Annotated in this window: 22 protein-coding genes; 13 read left to right on the forward strand and 9 right to left on the reverse strand. The window is 39.1% G+C overall.

The annotated features are described in order from the left end of the window. The first annotated feature begins 191 nt into the window (after positions 1-191). The 6 genes from ystJ to FLK20_RS14740 all read left to right on the forward strand — a co-directional run bounded on the left by ystJ (position 192) and on the right by FLK20_RS14740 (position 7,482). Positions 192-1,430: an NADP-dependent malic enzyme gene (gene ystJ, locus FLK20_RS14715; protein WP_152657352.1), complete on the forward strand. Its 1,239-nt coding sequence runs from the start codon at positions 192-194 to the stop codon at positions 1,428-1,430. Between the two features lie 795 nt (positions 1,431-2,225). Beyond that, positions 2,226-3,080: an acetyl-CoA carboxylase, carboxyltransferase subunit beta gene (gene accD / locus FLK20_RS14720; RefSeq protein ID WP_152657353.1), complete on the forward strand. Its 855-nt coding sequence runs from the start codon at positions 2,226-2,228 to the stop codon at positions 3,078-3,080. Between the two features lie 6 nt (positions 3,081-3,086). Further along, positions 3,087-4,043, forward strand: a complete 957-nt coding sequence (accA, locus tag FLK20_RS14725) for an acetyl-CoA carboxylase carboxyl transferase subunit alpha (RefSeq protein WP_152657354.1) — start codon at positions 3,087-3,089, stop codon at positions 4,041-4,043. A 162-nt stretch (positions 4,044-4,205) separates the two neighbouring features. Continuing rightward, positions 4,206-5,165: a 6-phosphofructokinase gene (gene pfkA, locus FLK20_RS14730; protein WP_152657355.1), complete on the forward strand. Its 960-nt coding sequence runs from the start codon at positions 4,206-4,208 to the stop codon at positions 5,163-5,165. Between the two features lie 36 nt (positions 5,166-5,201). Continuing rightward, complete coding sequence (pyk, locus tag FLK20_RS14735) at positions 5,202-6,962, forward strand: pyruvate kinase (RefSeq protein WP_152657356.1); 1,761 nt, start codon at positions 5,202-5,204, stop codon at positions 6,960-6,962. A 127-nt stretch (positions 6,963-7,089) separates the two neighbouring features. Then, a complete protein-coding gene (locus tag FLK20_RS14740) occupies positions 7,090-7,482 on the forward strand; it encodes an FxsA family protein (RefSeq protein WP_152657357.1) in 393 nt (130 codons plus the stop codon). Between the two features lie 145 nt (positions 7,483-7,627). Here the strand turns inward: FLK20_RS14740 and ytvI are convergent, their stop codons facing one another. Then, the gene (gene ytvI, locus FLK20_RS14745; protein WP_194165635.1) at positions 7,628-8,734 is read right to left on the reverse strand and encodes a sporulation integral membrane protein YtvI; all 1,107 of its coding nucleotides are present in this window, start codon (positions 8,732-8,734) and stop codon (positions 7,628-7,630) included. A 497-nt stretch (positions 8,735-9,231) separates the two neighbouring features. Between ytvI and citZ the strand changes: the two genes are divergently transcribed. The 5 genes from citZ to FLK20_RS14770 all read left to right on the forward strand — a co-directional run bounded on the left by citZ (position 9,232) and on the right by FLK20_RS14770 (position 15,503). After that, positions 9,232-10,350 (forward strand): citrate synthase, encoded by a 1,119-nt coding sequence (citZ, locus tag FLK20_RS14750; RefSeq protein ID WP_152657359.1) that lies wholly within the window; start codon positions 9,232-9,234, stop codon positions 10,348-10,350. A gap of 55 nt (positions 10,351-10,405) precedes the next feature. Beyond that, complete coding sequence (gene icd, locus FLK20_RS14755; protein ID WP_152657360.1) at positions 10,406-11,680, forward strand: NADP-dependent isocitrate dehydrogenase; 1,275 nt, start codon at positions 10,406-10,408, stop codon at positions 11,678-11,680. Positions 11,681-11,822: 142 nt separating this feature from the next. Further along, on the forward strand, positions 11,823-12,761 hold the full coding sequence (mdh, locus tag FLK20_RS14760) for a malate dehydrogenase (RefSeq protein WP_152657361.1): 939 nt from the start codon (positions 11,823-11,825) through the stop codon (positions 12,759-12,761). Between the two features lie 159 nt (positions 12,762-12,920). Beyond that, positions 12,921-14,333 (forward strand): hypothetical protein, encoded by a 1,413-nt coding sequence (locus FLK20_RS14765; RefSeq protein WP_152657362.1) that lies wholly within the window; start codon positions 12,921-12,923, stop codon positions 14,331-14,333. 189 nt (positions 14,334-14,522) lie between these two features. Next, on the forward strand, positions 14,523-15,503 hold the full coding sequence (locus tag FLK20_RS14770) for a zinc-binding dehydrogenase (protein ID WP_152657363.1): 981 nt from the start codon (positions 14,523-14,525) through the stop codon (positions 15,501-15,503). 387 nt (positions 15,504-15,890) lie between these two features. On the opposite strand, the gene FLK20_RS14775 is transcribed toward FLK20_RS14770, so the two are convergent. The 8 genes from FLK20_RS14775 to nfsA form a co-directional block, all read right to left on the reverse strand. Continuing rightward, entirely contained in the window at positions 15,891-16,748 is an 858-nt protein-coding gene (locus tag FLK20_RS14775) for a DUF421 domain-containing protein (RefSeq protein WP_152657364.1), read from the reverse strand. Positions 16,749-16,825: 77 nt separating this feature from the next. Further along, entirely contained in the window at positions 16,826-17,035 is a 210-nt protein-coding gene (locus FLK20_RS14780) for a hypothetical protein (RefSeq protein WP_152657365.1), read from the reverse strand. An 11-nt stretch (positions 17,036-17,046) separates the two neighbouring features. Continuing rightward, on the reverse strand, positions 17,047-17,397 hold the full coding sequence (spoVAE, locus tag FLK20_RS14785) for a stage V sporulation protein AE (protein WP_152657366.1): 351 nt from the start codon (positions 17,395-17,397) through the stop codon (positions 17,047-17,049). After that, the gene (gene spoVAD / locus FLK20_RS14790; RefSeq protein ID WP_152657367.1) at positions 17,394-18,410 is read right to left on the reverse strand and encodes a stage V sporulation protein AD; all 1,017 of its coding nucleotides are present in this window, start codon (positions 18,408-18,410) and stop codon (positions 17,394-17,396) included. Before spoVAD ends, spoVAE begins: the two co-directional genes overlap by 4 nt. Continuing rightward, the gene (gene spoVAC, locus FLK20_RS14795) at positions 18,410-18,889 is read right to left on the reverse strand and encodes a stage V sporulation protein AC (protein WP_152657368.1); all 480 of its coding nucleotides are present in this window, start codon (positions 18,887-18,889) and stop codon (positions 18,410-18,412) included. The genes spoVAD and spoVAC overlap by 1 nt, the downstream gene beginning before the upstream one ends. 50 nt (positions 18,890-18,939) lie before the next feature. Continuing rightward, positions 18,940-19,383, reverse strand: a complete 444-nt coding sequence (locus FLK20_RS14800) for a hypothetical protein (RefSeq protein WP_152657369.1) — start codon at positions 19,381-19,383, stop codon at positions 18,940-18,942. A gap of 76 nt (positions 19,384-19,459) precedes the next feature. Further along, positions 19,460-19,663: a DUF1657 domain-containing protein gene (locus tag FLK20_RS14805; protein ID WP_152657370.1), complete on the reverse strand. Its 204-nt coding sequence runs from the start codon at positions 19,661-19,663 to the stop codon at positions 19,460-19,462. A gap of 413 nt (positions 19,664-20,076) precedes the next feature. Further along, positions 20,077-20,823 carry an oxygen-insensitive NADPH nitroreductase gene (gene nfsA, locus FLK20_RS14810; protein ID WP_152657371.1) on the reverse strand — a complete coding sequence of 249 codons (747 nt, stop codon included), beginning with the start codon at positions 20,821-20,823 and terminating at the stop codon, positions 20,077-20,079. Positions 20,824-21,076: 253 nt separating this feature from the next. Here nfsA and FLK20_RS14815 point away from each other — a divergent pair, with 253 nt between their 5' ends. Beyond that, entirely contained in the window at positions 21,077-21,478 is a 402-nt protein-coding gene (locus FLK20_RS14815; RefSeq protein WP_152657372.1) for a YwpF family protein, read from the forward strand. 99 nt (positions 21,479-21,577) lie between these two features. Next, on the forward strand, positions 21,578-22,942 hold the full coding sequence (locus FLK20_RS14820; protein ID WP_152657373.1) for a TrkH family potassium uptake protein: 1,365 nt from the start codon (positions 21,578-21,580) through the stop codon (positions 22,940-22,942). Positions 22,943-23,034: the final 92 nt, after the last annotated feature.

Genomic DNA, 23,034 nt, shown 5'->3' on the forward strand with positions numbered 1-23,034 from the left:
TAGAATGAGTGCCATTTTAAGGGGATTTTAGATAATGTTCAAACAATATAGAAGATAACGATTTTATAGTTATAGTCACTTTACACAGGCTTACCATCTGTTATAATGAAAGGGATTTAATTGGCTTGACTCATATGTAAGCGCAATTATTTTACATATTTTACTTACTGTATGCAAAGGAGCGGAATTCAATGGCAAATCTACGAGACGAAGCATTACATTTACACGAACAAAAACAAGGAAAACTGGAAGTGAAGGCAAAGGTACCCGTAAAGAATAAAGATGATTTAAGTCTGGCATATTCTCCGGGAGTAGCAGAGCCTTGCAAAGAAATCTATGATCGGAAAGAAACGGTCTACGATTATACGATGAAGGGAAACATGGTTGCTGTAGTAAGTGACGGCTCAGCTGTTTTAGGACTTGGTAATATTGGTGCAGAAGCTTCGTTACCGGTAATGGAAGGAAAGGCAGTATTATTCAAAGGATTCGCTGGCGTGGATGCTTTTCCAATTTGTCTGAATACACAAGATGTCGATAAAATTGTAGAGACTGTTAAATTGATGGAGCCTACCTTTGGCGGAGTGAATCTGGAAGATATTGCAGCGCCTAATTGCTTTATTATTGAAGACCGCTTAAAAAGTGAAACAAATATTCCTATCTTTCATGATGACCAGCACGGTACAGCAATTGTAACGGTTGCAGGGTTAATGAATGCTTTAAAGCTGGTAAATAAAGATTTTTCGAATATCAAAGTGGTAGCGAATGGGGCCGGCGCAGCAGGTATTGCCATTATTCGATTATTAAAGCGTCTCGGTGTGCATGACATGATAATGTGTGATTCGCGGGGAGCCATTTATGAAGGACGTCCTCATGGAATGAATAAAGTGAAAGAGATGGTTGCAAAATATACGAATGCACAAAAAATCGAAGGAAGCCTGGAAGACGTGTTAGAAGGTGCAGATGTATTTATCGGCGTTTCAGTAGGCGGTGCTTTAACAAAAGAAATGGTAAAGAAAATGAATGAGGATGCAATTATTTTTGCAATGGCAAACCCAGACCCGGAAATTTTGCCGGAGGATGCGAAAGAAGCTGGTGCAAAAGTAATTGGTACCGGTAGGTCTGACTTTGCGAATCAAGTAAATAATGTGCTTGCTTTTCCAGGAATTTTCCGTGGTGCTTTGGATGTCAGAGCAACACGCATTAATGAAGAAATGAAAATAGCGGCTGCAGAAGGGATTGCTTCCCTGATTGAGGAGGCCGAGCTGAAAGAAGATTATGTGATTCCTTCTCCTTTTGATGATAGAGTTGCTCCGCTGGTGGCCAAGCATGTAGCAGAAGCAGCTATGAAAACGGGAGTAGCGCGTATTCAGGTAGACCCGGAGGATATAGCAGAGAAGACAAGACGTCTGACAAAGGAACTGAATAAATAATTTAAACTGATAACGATCCCCAAGCACATTTATTTTATATAAATGTGTTTTTGGGGTATTTCATGTTGGGAATAACCTTAATTTAAAAATAGATATTGCTTTCATATTTGAACACCCTCTTGAATTATTTTTTCGTTTTAAGTTAAATTTAATGAGAAAAGTGTGCGATCAGGAGAAAGGACAGTTTTTATTTGCTATATAAATTAATGTTAATCATAACAATGTGATTGCGTGACTTGCTATCAAGTGGTAATCTATTGATTGGGTTTCTATTTGATTTTTTATCGTACATGTTCAAAAAGGTAGATAAAGAGGAGCAATCGGTTAAAGTAGCAGTGCTCTTTTACAGGATACGCCGGCTTTTTCACCTGCCGCATGGTTATAGTGCTTGGAAGGTTCTTTTCCTGTTCTGTCACTTTTATTGCCTTTTTGAACATGCACTTATAGAAAATAACTATTATAACTCAGTAAAATAGTTTACAATGGTAAGATAGGAAAAATGTTCTTACCTAAAAAGCTCTATTTGAATGCTAGTTAATATTTGCAATTTCTTTACACTTTAAGAAAGTATAAAGAATTTAAAGCGTAAAGTACGACGGACGTGATACTCCAGTATTGACGCCTGCCACTTAACGTGACTGTATGTAATCAGTGAAAGTGCAATGGGCTTTGAGGGGGCGAGTAATAGCAGTCCCAGTCCCAATGAATGCGATCAATGCTGGTTTAACTTGTCAAGTTTTCTTTACTGTTATACTTTATCAAAAGTGACTAGCAGCAGAAAAAGGAGGGATAAACTTGCCACTTAAAGATTTTTTCGGCAAGCGTAAGAAGTATGCATCGATTCCAGGTGAGAAGGCAAAAGTAGATGTACCAGAGGGATTAATGCAGAAATGTGATAACTGTAAACAAATATATTATCGAAAAGAAATAGTAAAGTCTTTATATGTTTGTCCAAACTGCGGATATCATCATCCGATGACAGCCTGGGCAAGAATTGAGAGTTTATTCGACGATGGAACATTTAAAGAATGGGATGCAGGGATGACTTCTGCAAATCCGCTGAATTTTCCTGATTATGAGTCGAAGATAAAAAAGGATCGTCAAAAGACTGATCTCAATGAAGGTGTTGTTACAGGCACAGGTGCGATAGAGGGAAACCAGGTCGCATTTGCAGTTATGGATTCCCATTTTCGTATGGGAAGCATGGGATCTGCAATTGGAGAAAAAATAACAAGAGCAATTGAGAATGCTAAAAATGAGTCTATTCCTTTTATTATATTTACAGCTTCTGGCGGAGCTCGGATGCAGGAAGGGCTTTTGAGCTTAATGCAGATGGCAAAAACGTCTTTTGCTGTTAAACGATTCAGGGACAGCGGCAATTTAATGATTTCTGTCATGACTCATCCAACTACTGGTGGTGTTTCCGCAAGCTTTGCATCCATTGGAGATTATAACTTTGCTGAACCGGGAGCCTTAATCGGCTTTGCAGGCCGCAGAATTATTGAGCAGACGATTCGTGAAAAACTGCCGAATGATTTTCAAACAGCTGAATTTCAATTAGAGCATGGTCAAGTAGATAAGGTTATTCACCGTCATAATATGAAAGAAACGCTTGGGAAGATTCTTTCTATGCATGCGGATGGGAGGTAATCAAGGGTGGCACCAATATTAGAATTTGAAAAACCGATTGTTAATTTGAAAGAAAAAATAATCGAACTAAAATCATTTACAGAGAACAGTGATATTGATTTAAAAGATGAAATCAAGACACTGGAAGAACGTTTAGAGAAGCTGGAAGAAGACATTTACGGTAATCTGAAACCATGGAATCGGGTACAAATGGCAAGACATCCGAACCGCCCTACGACCCTGGATTATGTGGAAAGGTTATTTGAAGATTTCATTGAATTTCATGGAGATCGTTTATTTGGTGAGGATGAAGCGATTGTTTCCGGAATTGCTTATTATAAAAATCAGCCCGTTACAGTAATTGGTCATCAGCGGGGCAAAGATACAAAAGAGAATATTAAACGTAATTTTGGAATGCCGCATCCGGAAGGCTATAGAAAAGCATTGCGTCATATGAAGCAGGCTGAAAAATTTAATCGTCCGATTATTACCTTTATTGATACAAAAGGAGCATATCCAGGAAAGGCAGCAGAAGAAAGAGGACAAAGTGAAGCCATCGCTAAAAATTTAATGGAGATGGCCGGATTAACTGTGCCTATTGTATGTATTGTAATTGGTGAAGGCGGCAGTGGCGGCGCATTAGGAATTGGTGTTGGAAATCATGTTCATATGCTGGAGAATTCTACATACTCTGTCATCTCTCCGGAAGGTGCAGCTGCAATTCTTTGGAAAGATGCAGGTGAAGCACAGCGGGCTGCTGAAACGATGCAGATTACAGCTCCAGACCTGAAGAAATTGGATGTGATTGATGAAGTAATACCAGAACCAAAAGGCGGCGCACATCGTGACATTGATGCACAGGCAGAATTCATTGATCAAGTGCTTGAAAAATCATTGAATGAGCTAAAAGGATTGTCATCTGAGGATATTGTTGAGGAAAGATGGCAAAAATATAAAAAGATAGGTTCATTTCAAACGATATAATCTTTTATAAAGGCTGAGAATGAATATCAGCCTTTATTTTAGTTTGGAATATAATGAAAGAATCATGTAAAATAGATAAAGTAGTGGACGAAGAATAAGATGCAGCACTTGATTATACTTAAAATGTACATTGCAATATATTAACAATGAGGTGGGAAATAAATGAAAAGAATCGGTGTTTTGACTAGCGGCGGGGATGCTCCTGGCATGAATGCTGCCATTAGAGCAGTTGTTAGAAAAGCAATTTATCATGACATGGAAGTGTTTGGTGTGAAAAATGGCTATCAGGGCTTAATGGATGGTAACTTTGAAAAGATGCACCTTGGTTCTGTTGGTGATATTATTCACCGTGGCGGAACAATTTTATTTTCAGCCAGAAGTGAAAAATTTAAAACGGATGAAGGTCAATTAAAAGCAATCGAACAATTGAAGAAAGCAGGCATTGAAGGTTTAATTGTCATTGGCGGAGATGGCAGCTTTAGAGGAGCTCAAAAGCTGACTGCAAAAGGTATTCCTTGTATCGGTGTACCTGGAACAATTGATAATGATATTGCGGGAACAGATTTCACAATTGGTTTTGACACATCTCTTAATACAATTATAGAAGCTGTTGATAAAGTTCGGGATACAGCTACTTCTCATGAGCGGACTTATATCATTGAAGTAATGGGGCGTGATGCAGGAGACCTAGCGTTGTGGGCCGGGCTTTCTGTTGGTGCAGAAAGTATTCTTATCCCTGAACAGAAAGATGAACTTTCGGAAATTGTTGACCGATTGAACCGCGGGCATAAGCGTGGAAAAAAACACAGCATTATCCTGCTTGCGGAAGGTGCCGGTCAAGGATTTGATATCGGGAAGCAAATTGAAGAAGCTACAGATTTAGAAACACGTGTAACTGTTTTAGGACACATTCAAAGAGGCGGTTCTCCAACTGGACAGGATAGAGTATTAGCAAGCCGGCTGGGTGCTGCTGCAGTAGAATTGCTTCTAAATAATCAAGGCGGACGTATGGTCGGCATTCAAAATAATCAAATTGTCGATAATGATATTGATGACATTCTGAATTCGAAGCATTATAGTAATAATGAGATGTTCCAGCTATCTAAAGAATTGTCCATTTAATAAGGATTTGGGTTGAATCTAAGGAGGAAATAATACATGAGAAATACAAAAATTGTTTGTACGATTGGACCGGCATCGGAATCAGTCGAAAAGTTAGAGCAGTTAATCGATGCGGGAATGAATGTTGCCAGACTGAATTTCTCCCATGGAGATTTTGATGAGCATGGTGCAAGGATCAAAAATATTCGCGAAGCTGCTGCTAAGAAAAATAAAACAGTAGCGATACTTCTTGATACAAAAGGTCCTGAAATTCGTACAGGAAGCTTTAAGGAAGGAAGAGCAGATATTGTTCATGGAAATGAAGTAGTCATTTCCATGGATGAAGTAGAGGGAACTGCAGAGCGATTCTCTATTACTTATGAAGGCTTGATCAATGACGTCCATGCAGGCTCTAAAATCCTTTTGGATGACGGTCTGATTGAATTGGAAGTAAAAGAAATCAATCAAGAAGCAAAAGAACTTGTTACAGTTGCGTTGAACTCTGGGGAAATTAAAAATAAAAAAGGCGTTAATGTTCCAAACGTATCCGTTAATCTTCCTGGAATTACAGAGAAGGATACGAATGATATTATTTTTGGAATTGAGCAAGGCGTCGACTTTATTGCTGCATCTTTTGTTCGCCGTCCTTCAGATGTATTAGAAATTAAAGAAGTATTAGAAAAGCATCAGGCGGATTATATTAAGATTATCCCTAAAATCGAGAACCAGGAAGGTGTAGATAACATTGACAGTATCCTGGAAGTTAGTGATGGTTTAATGGTTGCACGTGGTGATCTTGGTGTAGAAATTCCTGCTGAGGATGTACCTTTAGTGCAAAAGAAACTTATCAAGCAATGTAATACAGCTGGAAAGCCTGTTATTACAGCAACACAAATGTTAGACTCTATGCAGCGAAACCCTCGTCCGACTCGTGCAGAGGCTTCTGACGTTGCCAATGCTATTTTTGACGGTACCGATGCTATCATGCTTTCTGGTGAAACAGCTGCCGGCGCTTATCCGGTTGAATCTGTTCAAACAATGAGCAACATTGCATTAAAAGCAGAATCTGCATTGGATCATAAAGCTATTTTAGAAGAGCGTTCTAAAAATGTGGATATGAAAATTAGAGAAGCGATTACCCAATCGGTTTCACATACTGCCTATAACTTAAATATTGGCACGATTATCACTCCAACAGAGAGTGGCTCTACAGCCCGCATGGTTTCAAAATATCGTCCGAAAGCAACGATTCTTGCTGTAACAGTGAATGAAGCAGTAAATCGTCAGCTTTCTCTTGTATGGGGTGTACATGCTGTTCTTGGCAATCAGACTACATCCACAGATGAAATGTTGGAATCAGCCGTAGCACAGGGGCTTCATTCCGGTGTATGTAAGCGTGGCGATACAGTAATGGTTGTTGCAGGTGTACCTGTTGGAGAGAAGGGTACAACAAATCTAATGAAAGTACATGTGATTGGTGATGTGATTGCTAAAGGTCAAGGAATTGGCAGAAATAGTGCCTATGGACACGTTGTATTCGCTAAAAACAATGAAGATGCATTAGCACGTATGAATGAGGGAGATATCCTGGTTACGTATGCTACGGAAAAAGAAATGATGCCGGCAATTGAGAAAGCTGCTGCGGTGATTACAGAAGAAGGTGGTTTGACTTCTCATGCGGCAGTAGTAGGTGTGAGCCTTGGTATTCCGGTTATTGTAGGTGTAGAAAATGTCTTTGACCTGTTGGAAGACGGTCAGGACATAACTGTAGACAGCAGCCGCGGTCAAGTTTACGCTGGGCATGCAGGTGTACTGTAAAAGTTAAAAAAGGGTATAGAACCTCCGATGGTATTCGGGGGTTCTACTTATAAGTCAGTAAAAATTTTACTAATTGGATTACCCGAGAAATAATTGATTTAGCGGCAAGGCTGAAAGGATGTTAACAATGAGAAATAAATACCTTCTTCTGGCGTTTATCTTGGTCCCGGCAATAGAAATTGGTGTATTTCTATGGTTAAGCCAGCTTATTGGTGTTTTATGGGTAGCTGGATTAATTATGGGAACAGCTTTATTAGGGATTTTTCTTGCCAGATATCAGGGATTGGAAGTATTCAGACGCGCGCAACAGCAATTGCAAAAAGGTGTGCCTCCCACCGAAGAGCTTCTTGATGGGTTGGCAACGATACTTGGCGCATTTTTGCTTATCATTCCGGGATTTGTTTTAGATATAGCTGGTTTATTATTATTAATACCGTGGACAAGAAATCAATTTAAAAAACAGTTAAAGAAAATAGCGATGCAGCTGCTGGGGAGAAATACCATCATTTATTACAGATAACTGTCCGTAAAACTCCCTCCACCAAATAGAGAGAGGACATCAATCTATTTAGGCGGGAGATCAGTGATTCACTAAGGCTAAATCAGTGGGATAAGAACGAAACTCCCACTGATTGAAGCTCCTTTTTATCGCCGCTGGTAGTGAACTATCCTTTAATATAGAGAAATACTTGCTGAAATAGACCAGACTTTTTGATAGCAAGAATAATAACTAACGTAACGGGAGCAAAGATAAATCCAAGGACTCCAAACCATTGCACTCCCAAAAACATGCCGATAAGCATCATTAACGGTGAAATACCAATAGACGTTGCTACGATTTTTGGTTCTATTAACTGCCTGATGATAATAATAAGCCCGTAAAGTACAGATAAACCAATTGTTAAAGGATAATTAAAGGTCAAAAAGCTAAAAAGAATCCAGGGTATAATAATAATGCCGATGCCCAAATAAGGAATAAAATCTGCTGTCGCTGCAAACAAAACAATGGTGAATGCATGCTCTACACGGAGAATAGAGAGACCGATCCATAAAATAACGGCAGAAATACAAACCAGAATAACCTGGGCTCTAAAATAACCAATCACAGCTCCTTTTAAATGAGAGGCTATTTTTTTATAGAGAGCATACCAATTAGGCGGAATGGCTTCATGCAATTTGTTTTGAAGGTTATGGAAATCATAACTCATCATAAAAGTAGCCAGTATGATGAATATAACGACAGTAAAAGAATTCGGCAGCATCATTAGAAAAGCTGCGGTTTGCTGCATCAGCATTTGAAAGAAGTGAGTAAAAGCTGATGTAATCGATTCTGTGAACGAATGTGTATATTCATAAGCTTCAAAACGATAATCCACATGTAACGTTGTCAGAAGAGAGAGCAATTGATCATATAAAGGTAATATGCGCCTATCTAATAGCTGCTGAAATTGTTCCATCAGATAGCGGAAGTAAGCAGGCAGCTTGTCTGATAAATAAATAATCCCTTGATAGACTTCGCTCACTAAAAAGTATAGAGCTATGGTGAACAGACTGAAAAAAAGAGTAAATGTGCTTATTAAAGCAAGTAATCGCGGCATTTTCAGCTTATTGATAAACCACCTGATAAACGGCTGAAATAGAAAAGCTAGTAAGAACGCTATTAGAATAGGATATATATAAGGAAATAGTATATAGAAAAGAAAGATACTGCCCAATAAAATAATAATAACAATAAGGCTGCGGATAAGTTGTCCAATGATTTTTGGTTGCATCATATTTCCTCCAGAAAAAAGACCTAATTTAATCTATGATTTGAAGTGGCAAAGTAGAAGTGATAAGGGGTCCGAATCATAATGAATCTGCAAGATGCTAACTAAATATGGATGAATCTAACAGTTATTTAACAAAATTTAAACGGTTTCAATTCACATTCTGCTCAATATCATTTATAATGAAAGATGGGCAGATAAAAAACATTGCTGTAATCAAGTGAAGGGTACAAATAAAGTTTAAATGGTTTCTGAGTTTGTTTAAAAAGTAGAATAATAAATTCAATGATTCGTAACTTTCAAAAGATTTTGGTTCCACGTTTAATCGTCCACGAAACGCGAGTTCCATCACCTGAATGATGCTTAGAGCGAATGTAAAAGGTTTGCTCAAATTTATTCCTACATAGCTTTAAACAGCCCGAATTTGATTTGTCACCCTTGTACTATTTATTTAACGTGAATACGTAATAATTTGATTAATTGGAAAGGGAGAGATTCAAATGTCTACAACAAAAGGATTAGAAAATATTGTCGCAACTCAATCAGCAATTAGTTCGATCATTGATGATCAATTATCCTATGTTGGTTATAAAATTGATGATTTGGCTGAAAATTCCAGCTTTGAAGAAATCGTCTATTTATTATGGAATCAAAAGCTTCCGACACAATCGGAATTAGATGAGTTGAAGGCTGATTTAGCAAAGAATATGACGATTTCAGATGACATTATCAATCATTTACGCTCTTATGATTTGAAGCGTGTTCATCCGATGGCAGCTCTTCGGACGGCAGTTTCACTATTAGGAATTTACGATGAGGAAGCAGATGTAATGGATGAAGCGGCCAATAAAAGAAAAGCTGTTCGTATTCAAGCAAAAATTGCTTCTATCGTAGCTGCTTTTGCAAGAATTCGTGATGGAAAAGATCCGGTTCAGCCAAAAGAAAACTTAAGCTACTCTGCTAACTTCTTATTTATGCTGAATGGAAAAGAGCCTGATGAAATTGAGGTTGAAGCGATAAATAAGGCGCTTGTGCTTCATGCAGATCATGAATTAAATGCATCTACATTTACTGCTCGAGTTTGTGTAGCAACACTTTCAGATATCTACTCCGGACTTGTGGCAGCGATTGGAGCTTTAAAAGGACCACTTCATGGCGGTGCAAATGAAAATGTAATGAAGATGCTTTTGGAAATTGAAGAAGAAGAAAATGCAATTCCTTATATTAAAGAGAAGCTGGAAAAGAAAGAAAAAATTATGGGAATGGGGCATCGGGTGTATCGTGATGGCGATCCGAGAGCTAAATTCCTGAAAGAAATGTCTAAGCAATTGACAAAACGCACAGGGCAGGAAAAATGGTATAATATGTCTGTGAAAATTGAAGATTATATCAAAGAGCATAAGGGTTTGCCTGCCAATGTTGATTTTTACAGCGCATCTGTTTATCACAGCTTAGGTATCAACGAAGATTTATTTACACCGATATTTGCCGTGAGCAGAACGTCCGGCTGGATAGCTCATATCTTAGAACAGTATGCGAACAATCGATTAATTCGCCCGCGTGCTGAATATAACGGACCAGATCTGCGAGATTATGTATCTATTGCAGATAGAGGCTAATATCGTTAAAATGTAGTAGAATGAAATAGGAATCATTATTAGGAGGGTTTTATCTATGACAAAAGGTGAAAAAATTGTAGTAGAAAATGGCGAAATGAATGTACCAAATAAGCCAATCATTCCATTCATTGAAGGGGATGGAACAGGTCCTGATATTTGGGCAGCTGCGCGCCGGGTAATCGAAGCGGCTGTTGAAAAAGCTTATAACGGCGAAAAATCAATTGACTGGTTGGAAGTATATGCTGGTCAGAAGGCTTTTGATAAAACAGGTGAATGGTTACCGCAGGATACGCTTGATAAAATCGAAGAATATAAGATTGCTATCAAAGGACCATTAACTACACCAATCGGCGGCGGAATCCGTTCACTTAACGTAGCATTACGCCAAGAGCTTGACTTATTTACCTGCTTGCGTCCGGTACGTTATTTCGAAGGTGTCCCTTCTCCTGTAAAACGCCCGGAAGACGTAGATATGGTTATCTTCCGTGAAAATACAGAGGATATTTACGCAGGTATCGAGTGGCAAAAAGGCTCTGACGATGTGAAGAAGGTTCTTGATTTCTTAAAAAATGAAATGGGTGTAAGCAAAGTACGTTTCCCTGAAACTTCTGGCATTGGTATTAAGCCGGTATCTGAAGAAGGAACAAAACGTATTGTCCGTGCAGCAATTAATTATGCTTTAAGTGAAGGACGCAAGAGTGTTACTTTAGTGCATAAAGGTAACATCATGAAATTTACTGAAGGAGCTTTTAAAAACTGGGGTTACGAAGTTGCTGAACAAGAATTCGGTGATAAAGTATTTACTTGGGCTGAATATGACCGCATTGTGGAAGCAGAAGGTAAAGATGCTGCTGACAAAGCGCAGGATGATGCATTGGCAGCTGGTAAGATCCTGGTGAAAGATTCTATTGCGGATATTTTCTTACAACAAATCCTTACCCGTCCAAAAGAGTTTGATGTTGTAGCAACAATGAATTTAAATGGTGATTATATTTCTGATGCACTTGCTGCACAGGTTGGCGGTATTGGTATTGCTCCGGGAGCAAATATCAACTATGACACGGGACATGCTATTTTTGAAGCAACTCACGGTACTGCTCCAAAATATGCTGGATTAGATAAGGTTAACCCGTCTTCTGTTATCCTTTCTGCTGTATTAATGCTTGAGCATTTAGAGTGGAGAGAAGCAGCTGATTTAATTACAAAATCTATGGATAAAACAATTGGTTCAAAAGTTGTAACTTATGATTTTGCCCGTCTTATGGATGGTGCAACAGAAGTGAAATGCTCTGCATTTGCTGATGAATTAATTAAGAACATGGAAGCATAAGCGAAAACATCATAAAGCAGGAATGGTGATTGACGACCAGACTTGTACAAAAGAAAATGTTTGTGGTAACGAGTTGAATCGGAGCTGCAAGCATTTTCTTTAAATAAAAGTTATTTCATTGAGACTTGGGGAGGCAGATGAAATGGTTTCTGGGCGTAAAAAGATTTCAGTGATTGGCTCCGGTTTTACAGGAGCAACAACGGCATTAATGGTTGCACAAAAGGAATTAGGGGATGTTGTTCTTGTGGATATTCCGGATATGGAAAATCCGACAAAGGGAAAAGCGCTGGACATGGCAGAAGCAGCGCCTGTTCAAGGCTTTGATGCAAAGGTAACAGGAACATCTGATTATGCAGATACAAAGGATTCGGATCTGGTTATTATAACCGCCGGGATAGCGCGCAAACCGGGAATGAGCCGGGATGACCTAGTGAATACAAATGCAAAAATAATGAAGGCGGTTACAGAAGAGGTCATCAAATATTCGGAAAATACAACGATTATCGTTTTAACAAATCCGGTAGATGCAATGACTTATAGTGTTTATAAAGCATCCGGACTTCCTAAGGAACGTGTCATCGGACAATCAGGTGTTCTGGATACAGCCCGTTTTAGAGCATTTGTCGCTGAAGAATTAAATATCTCCGTGAAAGATATTACAGGATTTGTACTCGGGGGGCATGGCGATGATATGGTACCGCTTATTCGCTATTCCTATGCAGGCGGTATTCCGCTGGAGAAACTGATTTCTGAAGAGCGGTTAGAGGAAATTGTACAAAGAACGAGAACAGGTGGCGGTGAAATTGTAAATCTCTTAGGAAATGGAAGTGCCTACTATGCACCAGCTGCTTCTTTAACAGTGATGGCAGAAGCGATTTTAAAGGATCAGCGTCGTATCTTACCATCCATCGCTTATTTAGAAGGGGAATATGGCTATGAAGGTATTTACTTAGGCGTGCCGACAGTCCTCGGCGGTAAAGGAATTGAAGAAGTTATTGAGCTGGATCTGACAGATGAAGAGAAACAGCAATTAGATAAATCTGCGGAATCTGTGAGGAAAGTGATAGATATTTTAGAATGAAAATTTCAGGAAAAGCGCAATGGGTAAGATTTGCACCATTGCGCTTTTCCTCTGGAAAGGTAAAATGTTAACCGTTCTCCTTTCATTCATTATTATGTAGCGGCTGCCCGTATTGTTGCATAGGCTACTATACATAATGAAGGAGAGGATCTGAATGAAATGAGTTTAACTATCCCGCATGTATTATATGGATTTTTTACATTGCTTATTTTAATGACAATGATTTTCCAGCGAGGGATTGTTCTTCCAAGCTTATTAGGGACATTTGTGATTGCTTGCTTTTATAAAGGAAATATAGTCAGTGGGTTTATGGCTATATTTTATGCTAATTTAGTCGCAGCGCAAGAGCTTTTCAGTATCTTTTTAATTATTACCTTCATGCTTGCGCTGTTAAATGCATTAAAGGATTTAAGGGCAGATGTGCTGATGATTCAGCCGATTCAAAAAATCATGATAAACGGACACCTGTCTTATTTTATATTAATTATTGTGACGTACTTTATCTCTTTATTTTTCTGGCCGACACCAGCTGTTCCGCTCATTTGTGCCTTGCTTGTTCCGGCGGCAATACGATCCGGGCTGCCGGCAATTACAGCAGCAGTTGCAATTACGATTGCCGGTCAAGGAATGGCATTATCCTCTGATTATATTGTTCAGGTAGCACCAGCTTTGTCAGCAAAGGCAGCGGGTGTAGAAACTTCAGTAGTTGCAGATCGGTCACTGATTCTTTCCGTTATCACTGGTGTGATTGCTTCTGTTTTAGCCTATTTATTTTACAGAAAATCAATTCGTGCAAAAGGAGATCCAAGAAATCAATCAGAAGCAGAACAAATTCAGGATTATGATTCCTCCGGGCATCAGGCAGCGTCAAAGCATTTGATAAAATGGAGCCGTGTTTTTGCCTGGCTAGTACCGGTTGTGCTGTTATCTGTTGTAGGGTACATGTTATATAATAAATTTTTTGGCTCCAGTGAATTAATTGGTGGAGAAGGAGCTGCACTGGTAGGCGGCGTTGCTGTCATTCTCTTACTGCTTGCTACTGGTGTATTTGGAAGACAGCATGCACTGGATTATGTGGGCAATCATATTACAAACGGATTTGTGTTTGCATTTAAAGCGATGGGACCAGTTATTCCAATTGCCGGCTTTTTCTTTTTAGGAAGCTCCGAGTTTTCTAAGGGTATTTTACTTGTAGAGGAAGCACCATCTTTTCTATTTGATTTAATTACCTCTATCCAATCGTTTCTTCCTGAGAGCACGGTATTTGTTGCCTTTACTTTATTGCTGGTTGGCATTATTACTGGCTTAGACGGGTCCGGCTTTTCCGGGCTGCCGTTAACGGGAGCCCTGGCTGCTTCCTTAGAGACTGCTTCCATAGATGCAAGCACACTGGCTGCAATTGGTCAGCTAGGAGCGATCTGGACAGGTGGAGGGGCATTAATTGCATGGTCGTCCCTTATCGCTGTAGCCGGCTTTTGTGGTGTTTCTGCAATAGAATTAGTAAGGAAAAACTTTTTCCCTGTGATCATTGGTTTAATGATTGCTGCGATTTCTGCTGTTTTTCTATTTTAATGCATAAAGACAGAGCTCTCTTTGGAGGCGAAGGGGGCTCTTAAACATGTAGAGATCCGGATACTAATTTTTACAGATAGTCATGCTGTGAGCTTATCATTGGGGAAAATGCAATGTGTATTTTAAAATGAATATGCAGAGAGAATATTTTACCTTCATGATGATTGATAATAAAGGAGGAGCTAAGAGATGAGAGCACTTGTACATGAAAATGACAGTTTACAAATCAAAGAGGTGGAATTACAAGAGCCAGGCGGATCAGAAGTTGTTGTAAAGCTGAAGGCAGCCGGACTTAACCGGCGTGACTTGATGATTCCTAATCGCAGAAAAGGGGCAAATGATGCTCTGATACTGGGGTCAGATGGAGCCGGAATCGTCGAAAAGATCGGTAAAAGTGTAACAGATGTCCAGGTTGGAGATGAGGTTATTATTAATCCAGCTTTGCGCTGGGTACGAAATAGTGAAGCACCGCCGATCGAATTTGATATTTTAGGGATGCCGGATCATGGTACTTTTGCTGAAAAAATTGTTATTTCCGAAGACCAGATAGAGCCGAAGCCAACCTATATGAGCTGGGAAGAAGCAGCTGCTTTTCCTCTGGCTGCACTGACAGGGTATCGGGCTATGTTTACAAAAGGGCAGCTGCAAAAGGGGGAAACAGTTTTTATTCCCGGGGCAGGCGGTGGTGTGGCAACGTATTTAATTGCATTTGCCAAAAATATCGGTGCCCGGGTCATTACGACGTCGAGAAGTGAAACGAAGAGAGAAAAGGCCGCAGAGCTCGGAGCAGATGTTGTTATTGATACAGCTGATGACTGGAAAGAAAGGCTGAGTAATGAAACGATTGATATGGTTATTGACAGTAATGGAAAAGCAACCTTTGAGCGTTCTTTAGCTATTTTGAAAAAGGGAGGAAGGTTTGTAACATTCGGTGCAACGACGGAGGACGTTGTAGCATTTGATTTGCGTGCTTTCTTCTATGGGCAGTACAAGCTGATCGGGTCAACGATGGGATGCAGAGAAGAATTGATTGCCGCGTTGGAGCATGCAGAGGCATATCAATTACATCCAGTAGTTGATCGCATTTTTTCTTTGGATCAGAGCTTAGATGCGTTTAACTATTTAAATGAAGGGCAGCAGTTTGGTAAAGTGATTATACGTATTTCTTAATAAGAATAGGCAGGAGACTTTCATGTGATCGAAAAAAGTCTCTCTGCTTTTTTGTTGCCCGGGAAATTATAAAAATTTGTGTGTGGATAATAACTAGTCACTTCCTGCTCCAGGCGCCAAACTTTAGAGTTAACACGAACTGTCCTGCGATAAGGGACATGCTTCCTTTACCTCTGAGATAAAGAAAGTTTGACTAAAGCTGAACCACCCCCAAGGAGCCGGGGTTTGGATCTCTGCGTTTTTAAATGGGCTTTAGCGCTTTTGGTCCCGCTTTAAGAAAGTATAAAGAATTTAAGGAATAAAGCCTAAGCGCAACTAAGGCAATCCTACACCTTTTAGGCTCGGCCTGCCAGATTTTCTTTAACATCGTCAGAGATCGGCTGTTGTTTATTTTAAAAAAGGCTCCATTCGATCTACTGCCTTCTGCAGTCGTTTTTGATTCCGTTCGTATAATTCCTTGCTCTGAGGATTATCCGTCGCTAAAGCAAATAATTCTAAATCCGCCTGACATTTTTTCATGCTTGCCAGCAGAAGAGCTGACTGGGCGGGTTCAGGTACAACAATATGATCATCATAAAGATCAAGAAATAATTGTCCCTGATGGTCTACTTGACCAAGAAAAACGTTATCGATAGTAACATTCTGTTTTTCTAATTCTGCTTCCAGCCAAGTCGGATTCAGCGAAGCATTAGCCAGAGGCTCAAGCAGAATATTCCCATCAGCAATGACTGTTTGCGGCTCTTTAGCTGGTGCTGGCGTAATATTTAAATCCTTTAAGGTTATTGGCTGATTTTCACGTTTTGGCAAAACATTTAATTCACCAGTCGGCTCTAACACAGCAAATTCCACATCAGAAACAAGGAATTGGTTGTTATCCCGGAGCTTTTCCAATAAATCATCGGTCGAATAGCCTTCTTTTTTTAGATTTTCCTCCATCACCTTTCCATTTTGAATAAAAACTATACTCTTGCCCTCTGTAAAGTCCCGGATACGTTTGCTTTTTAATGATAATTTTTCAATCGTGAATGCGGCAATAAACCAGACAGTCATAGCCAATAATGCATAATAAAAGCTGTTGTATGGATCTACTGTATGAAAGGCGGCGATTCCCCCAAGCACAATTCCGGAAATGGTTTCAAATATATTGAGCTGTGATAATTGCTTTGCGCCGAGCCATTTTATAAAGAAAAATAATACAGTGATTAAAATAATGGACCGAATAATAATAGATATCCACTCAGGCATGTTTTCCCTCCTTACAGAATTTATCAAGCTTACAGTACAAGTAACAGTGGTCTTAACCGTACTAATACTTCCGCTGATTAAAGCTTTGTTTTATATTGTGGTTCTTTTTTATCGACATAAATAATTTGCTGATGCATATCATGCCGTGCATCCTTAATTAACGCAGCCACCTCTTCAATCGTATTTTTCAGGTCCTGTTCGGTTGTAGAGGCATATAATAAATCTAATCCAGCCTCAATCGATTTTAACGTGGCATGACATGTTTTCATTTGTGATCCTACTGTCATAAAGCATCTTCCTATCCTTTTGGTTTGAAAATAATGGCACCAATGACACCAAATATAATAGCAGCAGAGATACCGGCACTTGTTACTTCAAACATTCCTGTCACCACACCGATTAATCCGTGTTTCTCTGCTTCCTGCATGGCTCCGTGTACTAAAGAATTTCCGAAGCTTGTGATCGGTACTGTTGCCCCTGCTCCGGCAAAATCGATTAGTGGCTCATACAAGCCGATGCCATCCAGAATGGCTCCGGAAATAACTAAAATGGTTAGTGTATGCGCGGGAGATAGCTTAAATACATCGAACATAATTTGCCCGATAACGCAGATAAGTCCTCCCACGACAAATGCCCAGAAAAAAATCATAGATGTTCCCCCCTTGCTTCGATTGACACAGCGTGTGCAATGCATGGAATGGGAGCTTTTTGCTGAATACTTAAGGTAGAATGTAAAGAGCCTGTTGCTACGACAAGAATTTTTTGTAAATTTCCTTTTATGACTTCTTGAAGATAGTGACCATATGTCACGATAGCTGAGCAGGCTGCACCACTGCCACCGGCAAGTACTGGCTGGTCTTCGCGATAGATGGTAATACCGCAGTCCACATATTTTTCTGCTTCAACCGGAATATCTCTATCATGTAATAAATCTAAAGAGACCTCTCTCCCAATATGCCCAAGATCACCGGTGATAATTAAATCATAATACGATGGATCGATTTGCATATCTCGAAGGTGTGCTTCAATTGTATCGGCGGCAGCGATAGCCATCGCTCCACCCATATTAAATGGGTCGGTCATTCCCATATCAGCCACCTTTCCAATCGTAGCTGATGTGACAGATGGCCCGACTCCATTCTGGGCAACGAGCGCGCAGCCAGCTCCAGTAACCGTCCATTGAGAGGTCGGAGGCTTTTGACCACCGTATTCTGTTGGATAACGAAATTGTTTTTCTGTAGCAGCGTTATGGCTGGAAGCTGCACAAAGAATATAGTTTGCCCCTTTGGCATTAATAATAGAAGCTGCAAGTGCCAGGCTTTCCATCGAAGTGGCACAAGCACTGAAGGCTCCTAAAAAAGGAATGCTGCTTGTGCTGGCGGCAAAGCTGGTCGGTGTCATTTGGTTAATTAAATCACCGGCAATTAAAAATTCCACTTTTTCTTTTTCAACCCTGGCTTTTTTTAAGGTAGTCTGTAAAGCTTCCTCCAGCATTTTCTGCTGTGCTTTCTCCCAAGAATCCTGATTAACCCACATGTCCTCATGCAGAATATCAAACGCCTCCGGAATTTTCCCTTTTGCTTCAAAAGGTCCGCCAATCGTACCTGTAGACAATATGGAGGGACGATTTTCAAAAATCCAGGATTGGTGTCCTTTTAACATTAGAATCCCCCCCATTGTGTGAGAATCGTTTTAATAATAGCTACAACAAATGCAGAAAAAACACCATAAACAATAACAGGTCCCGCGAGTTTGAGCATATTACTTCCTACTCCGAGAATAAACCCTTCCGAACGATATTCGATTGCTGAAGAAATAACAGCATTCCCAAAGCCTGTTACCGGGACTGCCGAACCCGCACCGGCAAATTGTGCGATACGGTCATAGACTCCAAAACCAGTTAACAGCATAGTAATAACAATCAATGTAGCAATCGTCGGATTTCCAGCTGTTTTTTCTGTGAAATTAAATTGATAAATATAGAAAGTAGAGATAAGCTGCCCGATGAAGCAGATGAATCCGCCTACAAGGAAAGCCTTGACACAATTTTTGAAGATAGGGCGTTTCGTTTCCCGCTTTTGTTGAAAAGCTTGATATTGTTGTTGGTTGGGCTTTAATTTTTGTTTCTTTTTATCTCCCATTAGAAAGCACTCCTTTTTAGGCTATTACATGAAATAGACGAGCTTTTATATCAAGTCTGTTCTTTAGATAATCGGATAATTTCCTCTATTTTTTTCTTGATCTCTTCTTCGGTAATAGCTTGATTTGTCATTTTTTCTTCCAGTTTTGATGTTTCCAGGATTATCTTCTTATCAGTTGACAATTCTATCGTAAAGTTGGGAAAAGTCTGTTCAAGTTCTTTTTGATATGCTTTTTTTATGTCCTGCAGAGAAAAGCGTTCATGATGCGGAACATCGATTGTGACGAGCAGTGTATCTTTTGTATTTACTGCATGAACAGCTTTAATATCATCTTTGTCCATCAATAGCTTTTTTGACTGTGCTGCCGTTTCCTGATAAGAATTTGTGGACAGATGCTCTATATTGGGATTTTCTGAAGAAGATTCATTATCATGATTACATCCAGCTAGAAAAGCAATAAAAATGAGCAGCAGAGTCATTTTTTTGAATCGCATATATTCACATCCTGTTCTGTGTCAAATATGTAAGGTGGGAGACTGTACAGATAGTCCCCCGTTTTCCTGCATTTTATTACTGTTTGTACTGAGGTTCTTCCTGCATAACTTGCTGTAATCTCGGCTCTAATTGATCTAAAACACCTTGTGTTTGTTGTGCTGCATTTTTATATAGCTGCTTTGCTTGTTTATTATCTGTTTGAAGTGCGAATTGCTCAAGGCTTGCCTGTGCACTTTTTAAACCTGCTATGGTTTGCTGAACTTGCGTGCCTACTGTCATTTGGTTTCACTCCTTTTCGTATGTTGCACTTATTATTTTGATGAAAAAATCATTTTTTATGCTTGTAAACACTTTCCAAAATTTGTATCAATCTAAAGGAAAGTAGCACATGAATGAGTTATGGGGAAAGAGGAAGCTGAGAAAAAACTAATATGAACATGCGATGAAAAGCTTTGGCTATAAAACGATTTAAAAGAAGTGCAGTAGCAAAGGCTTTTGGCATCTTTATTTTTAAGGGCTGGTTATCAAATAAATGAGAAAGAAAAATGGTTTACATTAGAGGAAAACAGGTGGAAGAAGCTCATTTTGATAACTAAAAAGCGACAGGGAAGCTCTGCCGCTTTTTAGTTAAGCTTCATTCTTCCTGTACCTGAAATAGCAGGGGGAACATACAGGTGGAATCAACTGTCATTTTATTGCTTATTTAGATTTTTTTCTTTTACAAAGGGTCCTACATCCAAACGGGTCGGCTGTTTATATTTTTTGTCCATTTGCTCGGTCCAGGTTTCTTGTTTATTATTGGAATTTCGAGATTCATAATAATCTTGCATGGTTTGATCATATTCCTGGATAAAATGTTTTTGTTTGTCAAAAGGAATATATTGATTTTCATGATAGATTGCTGGAAGCGGTAAGCGCGGCTTAATATCCGGTATTTCTTTTGGATAACCAATCGCTAAACCAAATAATGGAACAACATGGGATGGTAATTGCAGTACATCATTAAAGGCTTGAATATCATTGCGCAGGCTCCCCAAATAACAAATACCTAACCCAAGCGATTCAGCTGCAACTGCGGCATTTTGTGCAGCTAAAGCAGCATCAATCGTACCGACGATAAATTGCTCCGTGCTTTCCAAATTTGCCTGAAAAGCCTCGGTATGCTCAATCCCTTCCAATTGATTAATGCGATGTAAGTCTGCACAAAAGATAAGTAAATGCCCATTTGTCTTGACATGAGCATGCCCGGAGACGGCATGGAGCTTGTCTTTGACCTCCTGATCTGACACACCAATAATACTATATGCCATTACATTGCTGGAGCTGGATGCGCGTTGTGCGCTTTCTACAATGGTTTTTATTTGCCCATTATTTAAAGGTTTATCTGAAAATTTTCGAATAGAACGATGGTTCATTATTGTTTCAATTACTTGATTCATGGTGAAAATTCTCCCCTGTTCATTTGGTATTGTAAAACGAATTTTTATGTTATTAATTTAAATGTAAAAAAAAGCATTCGCTAGTAAGTGTACCATGGGATTTATATTGTTTCCAAGAATCTTGCACTCATACGATGATTGACTTGTGAAAACTGTGTTATTATAAAGGCAATATAAATTATCAATCAATAAACGAAATGGACTGCTGAAATAAGGGAGTAAAATCAGGCTTATACGTTGGAGGGTGGAGTATATGAAAACATTTAAACTGCGTAAATTAGTTATTTTAGATTATGATAAAGGGTTAGAAGGAACAGAGGTGAGGTTAATTGATGGACTGATTATCAATCGTGAGGATGATTATGATACCTGGTTAATTGAGGGATTTATTGATCGCTCTTATTGGAGCTACTTTGAAGATAAACGAAAAGAAGAGCTGATGGTGCAAGCAACGATTACGAAAGATACCAACGAACCCGCATCGTTCATAACGAAGATGACCGGGATGCATGAAATTGGTGAACAAATGAACGTGATGCTGATGGGGAAAATAATTGATAAACAAAAGAAAGATGTGGAGGAACTTTTGACAACACTTGTGCAAAAAGGGTATGAGGGAGAAATTTTAATCCAGAAATTTAAAGAAATATATTAGAGGATATTCAAAAGTCCCTGTCGCTTTGGTCTTTCAAGCTCCAGTCATCAGGGTCTTTTTGCACTATTTTAGTTACGTGAAAAAAGAAGGGAAATAACAATGAAAAAAGCACGCAATAAATACAAAAATATCCGTAAATGGACACCTTTCCAGCTGTTATTGTTTTATTATTTGGCAGCGATCGTGTTATCCACTATATTATTAGCTTTACCGGTTTCTCATCAGCCTGGTGTCGATATCCCTTTTATCGATATCGTTTTTACTGCTGTCAGTGCAATTAGTGTAACAGGATTAAGCACGATTTCCGTTGCTGAATCTTTAAGCATAACAGGGATTATTTTTTTAGCTCTAATGATGCAGCTTGGAGCAGTGGGTATTATGACAATCGGTACAATGCTTTGGGTAATGTTAGGGAAGCGGATCGGGTTTAGAGAAAGAAGTATGATTATGACTGATCAGAATCAAACTCATTTTGATGGTATGGTCCGGTTAATTAAAAATATCGTTTACTTGTTTCTGTTGGTGGAAGTCGTTTTCTTCGTTATTTTAAGCATTTATTTTATGAAGTATTATGCTTCTTTCGGAGAAGCACTTTTACATGGTTTTTTCACAGTTATCAGTGCTGTAACCAATGGCGGCTTTGACATTACCGGCCAGTCCATGATTCCTTTTCAAACGGATTATTTTGTTCAATTTCTGACGATGGCACTTATTATTGCCGGTGCAATTGGGTATCCAGTCATTATAGAGATAAAAGAATATCTATTTTATAAAAGAAAACAAAATAAACAATTTTATTTCAGCTTGTTTTTTAAACTGACAACAACAACCTTTTTTTGTCTTGTTTTTTTGGGGGCGATAGGAATTTATCTCTTTGATGCATATGGCTTTTTTAAAGGTATCCCTTGGCATGAGTCGCTTTTTTATGCTTTGTTTCAATCTGTCACCACAAGAAGCGGCGGACTGGCAACAATGGATTTAACCTTATTATCAGATACGAACCATTTATTTATGTCTGCATTAATGTTTATTGGGGCATCACCGAGCAGTGCCGGGGGAGGAATCAGGACAACAACCTTTGCATTGGTCCTTATTTTTCTCTTTACATTTATTCGTGGCGGCAGGAGCGTTAAAATATTCCATAGGGAAGTATATGAAGTAGATTTAAATAAAGCTGTGACCGTAACCTTTTTTGCGATAATGGTTGTTTTTACTGCTGTTATTATGCTGACTTTGTTCGAGCCTTTTTCATTGGATGCCATTATTTTTGAGGTGACTTCTGCCTTTGGTACAGTCGGCTTATCCTTAGGGATTACAGATGAATTGTCCACACTCAGTAAAATAATATTGATGATTTTAATGTTTATTGGAAGAGTTGGTATTTTTACTTTTCTTTTAGTATTCAGACGTAAAAAAGAGCCTGCGAAATTTAATTATCCGAGGGAAAGAATGATTATTGGTTAAAGTACATGTGTAAAATTTAATTCTCTCTTGTCCCGATTTGAATGAGGGGAGAAATATTTTTTATAATCAAAACCACCAGTGTGAACTGGTGG

Origin of the sequence: Oceanobacillus sp. CFH 90083 (assembly GCF_009389585.1) — a bacterium.
Classification (GTDB): domain Bacteria; phylum Bacillota; class Bacilli; order Bacillales; family Amphibacillaceae; genus Oceanobacillus.